Genomic DNA, 11,394 nt, shown 5'->3' with positions numbered 1-11,394 from the left:
AATTTTCAGGACTCGATTATGATCTTCAAACGCAAGCCCAGTGACACCCCCCCCACGGATCCCGGTTCAGAGCCAGGCGCCCCGCCGCCTGGCTACGACCAGGTCCTGTCCCTTTCGCAGACAGGGGAGACCGCCACAGAAGACTTCTTTGACGATCTCGCGACCGAAATCCGCATCTCCAAGGCTCAGTTTGACACGGAAGCGGGAGAATTGCGCGTCAACGGCTGGTGCCTCACCCCCGAGGCAAAATTCGATCTGCTCCTCGAAGTGGTCGGCACCGATCTCATCTGCGAGGTCACGCCTGCAACCCAAGAGCGCATGGATGTCTTCCAGAAGATGCCCCAATACGGCAACAAGACGAGCGGCTGGCAGGTAAAGCTTCCCGTCGAGGCCCTGCCTGAAAAGGCCGTTGCAAGGATCTCTTACGTTTCTGAAGACCGGATGCGGATCTTCAACAAGGACATCGTCATTCCCCCAGCGTCGTCGCCTTTCGTGGGGGAAAGTCTCAAGATCAAGAACTGCTCTTATAGCCCCTTGCGCAGCCTCTGCATCATCGACCTGGACATTGTCTCCGACCGGGAGACCCTGGCTTTCGATGTGACCACGACCGAAGGGATACCCCTCGGCCCGGTTCAAAGTCGGGTTGCGCCTGCGAACTCCAAAGGCATTCAGCCTGTAAGGCTGAACATTCTGGTATCGGGCCTGCAGGATCGTCAGGAACTCCAGATTTCTGAAACTGGCAATCCGGCCCTGCGCGCAGAGATTGCAGTCTCCACCTTGAAAGATGCGCCACGCCGCATCACCGCCACCACCCCATCAGTACGCCAGAACCTTATCCCTGCCGAAGAGGCACTGGACCTGGCCAGCCTGATCGCCCTGAAGAAGGGGCTGGCCGACCACCCCAGACCGGCGAAAGCTGAGGATGAGGTCTGCTATTTCCCTGCGTTCGAGGATGCGGCCGACCTGTCCAATCACTACCATCGCGCAAGCTGGTATCTGACCGGGCCCGACTCGCCGATCTCCCGCGTGACGTTTGCCGCCCCCGACGCGCATAGCAACATCGCACCGCCACCGGATCATTTCGCCAGCCGCAGCCTGGACGCCGGGACATTGGACATCATTGCGCCCGACGGCGCCTATATCGACGCATTGCTTCGCGCCAAGACCATCCTCGTCTGGCGTCCGCTGTCAAAGGGCTTGCAACGCTATCTCTCCAAGATCCTGGGCAAGGCTCCCAATATCATCACCGTTGCAACGAATGATCCTGCGTCCGTCGAATACGGCAACTACTGCAAGGGGCCGTGGCTGCTCCTGCCTGAAGCAGAAAAACAAAAGCGCCTGCAAGAAAGCCAGGACCGGTTCCGGGCAGCCCTGCAGGCACAACGCGACGCCGGCAAGACTTGCAGCGCTGTCTTTGGAACGGGTCCCTCGATCGACACGGCTTTCGAATTCGATTTCAGCACCTGCATGACCGTCGCCTGCAATTCCGTGGTGGCGAACGCCGCTCTTCTGGACCACATTCGCCCCACCTTTATCTGCGCCGGAGATGCGGTGAGCCATTTTGGCGTCTCGCAATACGCCGAGACGTTCCGCACGGATCTGATCAAGGCGCTGACGGAGCGCGACATCTATCTTTTCACCTCAGCGGCCATCGGGTTTCTGCTGGTGCAAAATCATCCGGAAATTCGCGACCGGGTGATCCTGTGTGAACAACGGTTCAGCGGTCTCAACTGCGATCTGGAAAAGATCTGGTCCCTGCCGCGGTTCGACAGCACCCTGAATATCCACATGCTGCCGATCGCTGCCAGTTTCAGCGATACCGTTTACATGCTCGGCCTGGACGGGCGGGATCCCAATCCCGCCAACAACGAAGATTTCTGGGCCCATTCCAAGGCCGCTCAATACCATGATCTGGTGGACAGCGGTCATCTGGCGCATCCCACATTTACGATGAACCGCGCCCAGGCAACGGAATCCCGATACCTCGCGTCTGTGCAGGAAAGCTTCTTGGCGGGAGAAGCCTTGGGAAAGTCCTTCTTTGCCCTCGCCCCTTCCTTCACGCCACCGGTTCACGCACGCCCGGCGCCGGACCGGTGTTTCGAACCATCCGATGTTGATGGCCGACGCAAGCTACGCATCCCCGGTGGCCAGCTGCAGGCCCCGCGCCTCGCCGACCAACCCGGCAAAACCCGTGCGCTCATTGTGATGCAAATGAACCGGCGGCATTTCTCGGGCGGGCGGTATCACGGCACCATGCTGGCGGAGGCCATGGCCGAGTTTTGCGACGACGTCGTTGTCTGGACGAACAATATGCCACCGTGGTCCGGGGATCTGTCCTTTAGCCCCCATCATCACAAGGTCCATTACGAGATCAACGACTTCCTGCAGCCCCCGGCTGGGGATTTCGACTATGTGATCGTTCTGCCGGACGGCTCCCGCAATCCGGGCATGTACTACCGTGTCTTTGAAAAGGCAAAATCCTGCAACGCCAAGACAGCCTTCCTCAACTTCGAGAGCCTGAACTGGTTCAACGCCCTGTCTCCGGCCCCCAAGAAGCTGAGCGATGTCGACAATTGGTTCGCGGCCACTTGCTTTTCCGACATCATCCTGTCCTCAGCCGAAACCGCCGTTCCCTTTGCAGAACGCTTTTACAAGACGCTGTTTCACACACCGACCTTTGCCGTGGCACCGCCCGCGATCAACAGCCCGATCGCAGATCTGGTGAAACAGCAGAACATGCCCCGCGAAAAGCAGATCATCCTGATCAGCCGGTTCGGGAATGTCAGTGCCCACAAGAACATCAACGCCATCTTCGACTGCATCACCCCGGAGATGAAAGGCTACACGCTGGCGCTGATCGCGGGGACCTCTGACCTGCCGGACGACGAGACGCTGACCACGTTCAGAAACAAGCTGGACGACCTCGGCCTGTCGCTCAAGCTGCTGTACATGATTTCGGACCGGGAAAAATACGAAGAGATCGCCAAGTCCGAGTTGATGATTTTCCCCTCCTTGTTCGAAGGCTTCGGCTATCCGCCAGTGGAAGCAGGGTACATGGGGACTCCCTGCATTGCATATGATCTCCCGGTCCTGCAGGAATTCAACGCAGATCATGCCCATTTCGTCCCTTGGGGCGACGAAGCTGCACTGCGCGCCAAGATTTCAGAAGTTCTGCAGCAGCCACAAGAGGCACGGGTTCGCTGTCGCACCCCTCAGGTGCTACAGACTGCCAACCTGGAGACCTTCAGCCGCACCCTGAAAGAGATCTTCACCCACACGCCGGCGCCAACGGCCGCCTCGTCTTTCTCGACGGAGCGCTTCGAAGTGGCACGGAAGATCTATCTCGACGAATGCCACGAGTCCGACTTCCCCGAGGGCGTGATGAGCAAGCGGGATTTGTCCACTCTCCTGACCCGGTACGAGCGACTCGCATCTGAAATGCGCGAAAAGCTTCAAGCCCGACGAGGCGACAGCGGAGCCCAGGTCTGATGCGTATCTTCTACAGCGACTATGGCGAAGATCCGGTCCGGATCGACCGCATCGAGACCATTTTGCGGGATCTCAAGGCCGGGGGAGCGGATGTGTGCCGGACCAGCCGTCACCCCTTGGATACAGTTGCCCGCAATCTGGTGCTGCCAAACTTGATCGAACGCTCCATGAGGGGCATTGGGGTCACGCAACATCCCGACATCACGTTAACGAACCGAGAACTGCGTATCCAAGCGGCGACCTACCAATACGACCATCCCAAGAAATCAGCCCGGGATTGCTATACGTCCCTCTACATGTATCGGGAATACATCGAACAGGAGCTGGAACGTTTCGCCCCGGATCTGGTCATTCTATGGCATCAATTCAACGCATATCACTATGCCATTGCTGACTGGTGCCAGCGCACGGGCGTACCGGTGATGTTTGGCGAAAACGGCGTTCTGCCCGGCTCCTGGTGTTTTGAATTCAAGGGACAGATGGCGGAAAGCTGGATTGCGCAGCAACCAGATGTCTTCAAGGCCTTGCCAATCACACAGTCCGACCGGGAGCATGCCGCGTCCTATCTCCGGCAGACCATCACTGCCCGGACGAACCGCAAAGGCCAGGGCCTGAGCCTGCATGAGGTCGGACAGGCAGCAGCCCTATCAGAGGATCAGCGCCCCAAGCTCATCTATGCCGGGGTCAACGACTTCAAGACCGGATTGCAACCATTCACCAAGCGCAGGACCCTGAAGCACACCGGCGATTTCGTCAGTACCGAAATCGGCCTGGAAGCTTTGCTGCCTTTGGCTCGCAAGAACGACTGGCACATCCTCTATAAGGCGCATCCATCAATCAAGCACGCCAGTCCAGGGTTAGAGCACTATTCAGATTGCCTCACTGTCATCGACAAGCGGGTCGACCTGATTGACCTGCTGGACCAGGCAGATGCGCTCGTCACCATCGTGTCACAAAGCGCCTACATGGCGTTGATACATGACACGCCCGTGGTCCTGATGGGGCGCATGCAGCTCACCGGGTCGGGCCTGGTCGAGGAAGCCCCCTATCGCGCCGAGCTGGAGCGCGCGATTCAGACCGCCCTTGCCGACAAAGGCAAGGAAACGCGGCCTGATATGCTGCGCGACCACGTTGCCCGGCTGATGAAATACTACGTCATCGCACCGGATTATGACCAGCCAGGTATGTTCCGTTATGATCTTTCTGACGTTGCCAGCACAGTTCTCGCAGCCATTCAGGGACAAAAGAACCAGCACGCATGAAACTGATCGAAACCCTCACCCAGATTCCCGCTGACTGTGCACTCGATGTGCACCCCAGTGTGACCGTCGACAAATCCGAGATCATCTTCAAGGCGCGCAACTGTAGTCTGGAAATCGCAGAGGGCTGCCATTTTCGAGCCTTGCATCTCTATTTTCTTTCCGACAACACACATGTGAAGATCGGGCGCGGCACACTATGCCGATCTTCGTTCTGGGCCAATCTGTCCGGACGAGGTCGCAGCATCACAGTGGGCGAACATTGCCTCTTTGCCAGCGTCAAGCTACGCACCAGCGACAATCATCACATTATCGACCGTGAAAGCGGAGAGATGATCAATCCAGCCGCCGACATCATGATCGGCGATCATGTGTGGATTGCCGAGGACGTTCTGGTTCTCAAGGGCAGCAACATCGGCAGCGGCTCCGTGGTCGGGGCAAAATCACTGGTCAACAACACGATTCCTGAAAATTGTCTGGTTGCCGGGACCCCTGCAAAAGTGCTGCGTCGGAATATTGACTGGCGCTATAGCGCCGCCAATATCAACCCGGTAGAGCAACCTTTTCCCATCGCCCCTGAAACCGCTGCAGCCCCCCAACACCTTCAGAAAGCACAAAAGATGCAGCCTTCTTCTGCCCCCCGCAAGGAAACGAAGACTATTCCTTTCAGCGTTGGTGTCTACTGGCAGAAATTGCGCCGACACCTGGCCCCGGAACTTGTCGAGCGTGGCGATCATCTTGCAGCGGCACACTGGCCACACGAAGATGGTCCTGACGTCCGACAAAAAGTTCGATTTATGAAAGACTTGCTATCGGGCAAGTCTGAAATTGCGTTGAAAGGTGGCCGCTTCAGATTTGGACAGCTCTATGATCTGACAGTGCAGCTCGAAGAAATCCTCTGCAACGTTCAGTACAACTTCGAAACGGACAGCAAGGCCCCGTTCATTATTGATGCCGGCGGCTGTTATGGGGTTGCGTCCTACCTCTTCAATCGTCGCCATCCGACAGCAGAGATTTTGACCTTTGAACCGAACCCTGCAAACGCAGCTATTCTGCGCGAGAATATCGACAGGATCGGTATGAACACCGTGACCCTGTGCGAGGCCGCCGTCGGGATCCAAGAGGATGTTGTAGAGTTCTACGCTGCCTCCAGCATGCCCATGGGCTCCAGCCTTCTCCCCCGGCTCGACCCGCAAAATCATGAAATACAGTCTGTAATGGTGCAACAGGTCAACCTGGCTGATCGCATAGCAAACCGGACCGTAGATTTCCTGAAGCTGGATGTCGAAGGCGTCGAATACAAGATCATCGAGGCCCTAGATGGGCGTATGGACAATATTCGAAATATGTTCATCGAGCTACATTTCGGCCCGGGGTTGCCAAAATCGAACCTGACGCACCTTCTCGAGATACTTGATCGCAACGGTTTCGACCACATGATCACGCGTGCCGGGAATGCATCCCCGCCCCATCCCCTGATGGCCTCAGGGACCGTCTGGCGCGGTTCTTTGAACCTCTGGGCGCGCAGAACCTAAACGCCCAGAATCGTGCGGATCTCACCTCAATCTACAAGCAAGGTGAAATACGGTAAAACGCACGAGACACCATACGCGAACCTATACCGACAGCTCAAAAGAATCAGGACGACAGCATGCGAAAAATGAACACATGGGCGCGAGGCCTTGACAAAAAGTATGAAACTGAAGGCCATGCAGCTCACGATGCCGCAACTAGATTGACATCGAACGATTATCTGGAAATTAGCCACACAGCGAAGTTCCAATTGTCCAACGACATGAGCTTTTATATGATCGGCTCTTGTTTTGCCCGAGAAATAGAAAAAGCTTTCTTGCGCGAAGGCAGACAAGTTCTCTCTCAGATCAACGACCTGCCCGCCGCCTGCGATGAACAGCTCAAGGGCGATAACTCCTCGATCATGACGAAGTTCACCACTCACTCCATGTTAGTGGAATTGAACCAGTGCCTGAACGACGTAGAATTGCCCGGAAAAGGGCTGATCGAAGCCACACCAGGCCAGTTCTTCAACCCACAGCTGCACCGCTTGCGCACTCTTGAATACACCGACGCCGTCGCGGTTCAGGATACTGTCCGCACAAGTGTCAAACGTATCCAGGATGCGGATGTGGTCTTCATCACCTTAGGCCTGACAGAAGTGTGGTGGGATGATGAACTACAGGTCCCCATGAACGTTGCTCCTATTCACTGGAAATTTGCCCGCGAAGGGAACCGCTTCCGATTCGAAAATACGGACTACGCTGAAAATCTGAAATCAGTTCATACGCTGATCAATCTCATCCGCGAGAAGAGCAATAAAGATGTGAAAATCATCCTCACGGTCTCTCCCGTACCTTTGAACCGTACCTTTACGGATCAGGATATCATCGTCGCCAACAGCTATTCCAAGTCGACTCTGCGCACTGTCGCTCAAGAGGTCGAGAAGCAGTACGATTTTGTGGATTATTTCCCAAGCTATGAGCTAGTGACCAACACTCCTCAAGAAAAAGCTTGGAGGCACGATATCCGCCATGTGCAGACAGATATGGTGCGGCATGTGATTTCAACTTTTGTTGCAAACTACATGAACTGAACGAAAAGGCTGGCCCCAAAGGCCAGCCTCCCCTCACACCGGCGCGACAAAAAACGCAGGCACGGGTTCGCCCTGCGCCACTTTCGCCTCGAAGCCGCGCGCGGTGTCCAGCGCCTCGCGGATGGTCACATCCATATCGAGATAGCGATAGGTGCCCAGACGGCCCACGAATGTCACGCCCTGCGCGGCTTCGGCCAGTGCCACGTAATCGTTCAGCAGCGCTTTTTCCTTCACCTGGCGGATCGGGTAGTAGGGGATGTCTTCCGGCTCTGCCGCGCGGGAAAACTCGCGGTAGCAGACCGACCCCTCGTGGCTCTCCCAGGGGGAAAAATGCTTGTGCTCGGTGATGCGCGTATAGGGGACGTTCTCTTCGCCGTAGTTCATCACCGCGCAGCCCTGATAGTCGCCCTCATGGGTGAAACGTTCGAAATCCAGCGTCCGGTATCCCAGACGGCCCAGCTCGTAGTCGAAATAGCCATCCAGCGGCCCGGAGTAGAACACATGGTCAAACCCCTCCGCCATATCGCGGGTGAAAACAGTCTCTAACTTGACCGTTATGCCCGGATGGTCGAGGATTTTCTCGATCATCGCGGTATAGCCGTTCTCCGGCATGCCCTGGAACTTGTGGAAGAAATAGTTGTCGTCATAGTTGAACCGCACCGGCAGGCGCTTCAGGATCGAGGCCGGCAGACCGGAGGGGTGCATGCCCCATTGCTTGATGGTGTAGCCCTTGAAAAAGGCCTCGTAGAGGTCGCGGCCCACAAAACGCATCGCCTGTTCTTCAAAGGTCTGCGGATCCTCGATCGAGGTATCGGCCTGTTCCTGTGTGATAAAGTCATGCGCCTCTTCCGGGCGCATGGTTTTGCCAAAGAACTGGTTGATGGTGTGCAGGTTGATCGGCAGCGAAAAGACGCCGCGCTTGCCTTCGGGGTCCAGGCTCGTGGTTTTCACCCGGTTCTTGTAGGGCATGAAGGGTTCAAACCGGTTGACGTAGTCCCAGACTTCCTCGTCATCGGTGTGAAAGATATGCGGCCCGTAGACATGCACGTTGACACCGGTTTCCGCGTCGCGCTCGGTGTGGCAATTGCCGCCGATATGAGCGCGGGCATCCAGGATGGTGATCTCGTGGCCGGCCTCGGCCAGATGCCGCCCGATCACCGCGCCCGACAGGCCCGCGCCCACCATCAGAAGTTTTTGAGATGCCATTGTTCAGTCCCCGTGTCGTCCATATGCCTTGCTTTGCAAAAGGGCTTAGCCGTGATGGGGTCAGAGGTGCAAGAGAGGAAGCCTTCTGGAACGAGCCCATCCGCGGGCCGCAGGCGGGCTGCGACCCCAGAGCAACAGGCCGCAGCCCGCCACGAGGGCCCCGGTTCTGCACAATTGCCCGCCCCCGCATTGCCTCTTATGAAGAGCTGCGCCGCGCGGGCGGCATCCTTTGGCCACTTCGGATTTCCCATGCCCCCCAAAACGCTTGTCCTGCATATCGGTGATCACAAGACCGGATCGACGACGATCCAATACGCCTTTGCCGGGAAACGGGCAAACCTGGCCGGACGCCAGATCCGCTATCCCGGAACGCTGAGCCACAACAGTCTGCGCGCCCAAGTCGATGCCCTGTCCCAACGCGGCCCCGCACGAAAACAGGCTGAGGCCTGGTTGAAGCGCACCGCCGACAGTTTTGCCGCCAGCCCGGCCGATACGTTGCTGCTGTCGGCAGAAACGCTCGACGGGGCAGACCCGCAACGGGTCAAAAGTATGATTGATCGGTTCTTTGCTCCGGTAATTGATGAGCTGCGCATTGCCGCCTATGTGCGCCCACATGCGCCGCGGGTTCTTTCAAGCTTTGCAACGCAGATCAAATCCGGCCGTTTCAGCAGCACGTTGGAGGATTTTCACCGCCTCACGTTCAAACAGGAACGGCTGCTGTACCTGCCGCGGTTCAACCGCTGGCGCGAGACCTTTGGCTCCGCCTTCCGCCTGCGACCGATGATCCGTGATCGGCTGGTACAGAAATCGGTTCTGGATGATTTCATCACCCACATGCTCGACAGCACAGATTATCGCCTGAAACCGCTGCCGGCCGCGAATTCCTCCTTGCCGCTGCGGGATCTGATGCGGCTCAAGCTGTTTCAGTCCTGCCAAGGCCACCTGACCCAAAAAGAACGCCACACCCTGGGTTGGGAATTCATGCGTCTGGCCGGCCTGCAGCCGGATCCGACACCGCAACCGAAACTGGCCCTGCATCGCGCCCTCGCCGAAGAAATCCGCGACACATATGCCGCCGATGCCAGCGCCATGGATCTGGCGTTTTTTGACGGGGTAGCGACCCTGCGTCCAGAGCTGGACCTTGCTGTCGACAAGGCGATCCCCAAGGCGCAATCCGTCGCTCCTGAAGATTATTTCGATGCCGCCGAAATCCGCAGCCTCACGGCGCTGGCAAATCTGGCCGCCGCGATACTGCAAAACAGCCCCTCCAACTGGCAGACCACCCTGAAGAAGAAACGGGTCGACGCCCTCGCCCTCTGACGCCCTGCCCGCTTTTCCTCCTGATCCTCTTTCCTGACGAGACTGTCATGCTCTTTTCCCGCTCTCTTCGCGCCCTTGCGGCCCCGGTTCTGCGCCGCCTGCGACGTGCCCACCCCGAGTTGCTGGCTCTGCATATCGGCGATCCGGGAGCCGGGGCAGCCTCCCTCCAGGCCGGCTTTGCCGCAGGCGTCAGGATCGGCGGGCACAAGGTCTTTTATCCCGATCAGATTGATCACAACGGACTCGCCAACCCGCAAAAGGCCCGCGCCATCGCCAAGCGTGTTTCTGGCAGTTCGGCCCGCTACACGCTGCTCTCGGCCGAGCAATTGGGGACCTCCTCACCTGCGACCCTGTCTCAGCTGCTGGCGCGCATACCTGCCGCCTCGGCGCCCCTTGCCGCGCGCACCCGGCTGATCTGCTATATCCAGCCGCATGCCGCGCGTCTTGCCAGCGCCTATACAGAGCAGGTGGTCCAGGGACGGTTCGACGACACGCTGGAGGCCTATTTCACCCAGGTGGACCCGAAACCCCAGCTGGATTACCTGCCCCGGCTCCGCGCTTGGCAGGCGGAATTCGGAGCGGCCTTCCGGTTGCGCCCTTTCCTGCCCACAGAGCTGAAAAACGGCTCTATCATTGATGATTTTTCCCAAACAGCCTTTGGCAAGACCCCCGATGGGAGGGGCTCCCTTCCAACGATTGAAAGCGATCTGTGCCTGGAAGACCTGATGCGGTTGAAGGTTTTGCACGCCCATCAGGCAGGTCGCCCAAAACCGCTGCGCAAGGCCCTGGGGGTGGCTTTCACACATCAGATCGCCCTGTTGCCGCCGCCGCCCAGCCGCACTCCACTGCGGCTGTCCCGGTCTTTGGCCGAGGCGGTGCGTGACCGGTATCATGGCGATGCCGCAGCTCTGGATGCGCAGTTCTTCAAGGGGCGCCCCCTAATGCAGGCGGCGCTGCAACAAGCCATCGATGAGGCCCCCGCAGAGCCACTGTCCACCGATCCGCGAGACCATTTTGACGCAACCGAACTGCGCAGCCTGGCGCTGCTGTCGGAGATGGTCGCCAGTCTTCTGGACACTAAGGCCCCCAATTGGCCGCGCCGCCTGCGCCAGCCGACTCTGCCGGGCGCGCCGAAATCCGCAGACAAAGGCACCCCTCGAAAACCGGGCCCCAAAGCCGCGCCCACCGCAGGCGACCGCCGCAAGCCCTCCAAGGGGCGCCCGCAGCAGGAACCGAAGGCAAAATCCCCCAAAGGGGCACAGGGAGAACGGGCACAAAAGAAGCGGGCACCGGGAAAACCAGGAAAACCAGGAAAACCAGGAAAACCAGGAAAACCAGGAAAACCAGGAAAACAGCCCCGAAAAACAGGGCCAAACAAGGCTCGATAGGCGGATGAGCGCCTCCCGCGCGTCCCCTCCCGGCAAGAACAAACCCGAGAGGTGTACGCCAGCCCGCCAGACACCTCCCAAAAGTTGAATTAATGTGACCTTCCCGACGCACTTCCCGACTGCC

General features: G+C 58.2%; 7 protein-coding genes. 6 read left to right on the top strand and 1 reads right to left on the bottom strand.

Annotation, left to right across the window (positions count from 1 at the left end):
- The first annotated feature begins 18 nt into the window (after positions 1-18).
- The 4 genes from TRIHO_RS23685 to TRIHO_RS07960 all read left to right on the top strand — a co-directional run bounded on the left by TRIHO_RS23685 (position 19) and on the right by TRIHO_RS07960 (position 7,356).
- Positions 19-3,489 (top strand): glycosyltransferase, encoded by a 3,471-nt coding sequence (locus TRIHO_RS23685; protein WP_068241830.1) that lies wholly within the window; start codon positions 19-21, stop codon positions 3,487-3,489.
- A complete protein-coding gene (locus TRIHO_RS07970; protein ID WP_068241828.1) occupies positions 3,489-4,751 on the top strand; it encodes a capsular polysaccharide export protein, LipB/KpsS family in 1,263 nt (420 codons plus the stop codon). The genes TRIHO_RS23685 and TRIHO_RS07970 overlap by 1 nt, the downstream gene beginning before the upstream one ends.
- Positions 4,748-6,283, top strand: a complete 1,536-nt coding sequence (locus tag TRIHO_RS07965) for an FkbM family methyltransferase (RefSeq protein WP_068241826.1) — start codon at positions 4,748-4,750, stop codon at positions 6,281-6,283. The genes TRIHO_RS07970 and TRIHO_RS07965 overlap by 4 nt, the downstream gene beginning before the upstream one ends.
- 116 nt (positions 6,284-6,399) lie before the next feature.
- A complete protein-coding gene (locus tag TRIHO_RS07960) occupies positions 6,400-7,356 on the top strand; it encodes a GSCFA domain-containing protein (protein WP_068241825.1) in 957 nt (318 codons plus the stop codon).
- 33 nt (positions 7,357-7,389) lie between these two features.
- Here the strand turns inward: TRIHO_RS07960 and glf are convergent, their stop codons facing one another.
- Positions 7,390-8,562: a UDP-galactopyranose mutase gene (gene glf / locus TRIHO_RS07955; RefSeq protein WP_068241823.1), complete on the bottom strand. Its 1,173-nt coding sequence runs from the start codon at positions 8,560-8,562 to the stop codon at positions 7,390-7,392.
- A 249-nt stretch (positions 8,563-8,811) separates the two neighbouring features.
- Here glf and TRIHO_RS07950 point away from each other — a divergent pair, with 249 nt between their 5' ends.
- Together TRIHO_RS07950 and TRIHO_RS23680 are read left to right on the top strand one after the other, a co-directional pair.
- A complete protein-coding gene (locus TRIHO_RS07950; RefSeq protein ID WP_131811185.1) occupies positions 8,812-9,882 on the top strand; it encodes a hypothetical protein in 1,071 nt (356 codons plus the stop codon).
- A gap of 47 nt (positions 9,883-9,929) precedes the next feature.
- Positions 9,930-11,270 (top strand): hypothetical protein, encoded by a 1,341-nt coding sequence (locus tag TRIHO_RS23680; protein ID WP_068241820.1) that lies wholly within the window; start codon positions 9,930-9,932, stop codon positions 11,268-11,270.
- The last annotated feature ends 124 nt before the right edge of the window (positions 11,271-11,394 follow it).

The sequence above is a fragment of the Tritonibacter horizontis genome, assembly GCF_001518015.1.
Lineage (GTDB): Bacteria > Pseudomonadota > Alphaproteobacteria > Rhodobacterales > Rhodobacteraceae > Epibacterium > Epibacterium horizontis.
This window is presented reverse-complemented; position numbering and strand designations above follow the sequence as displayed.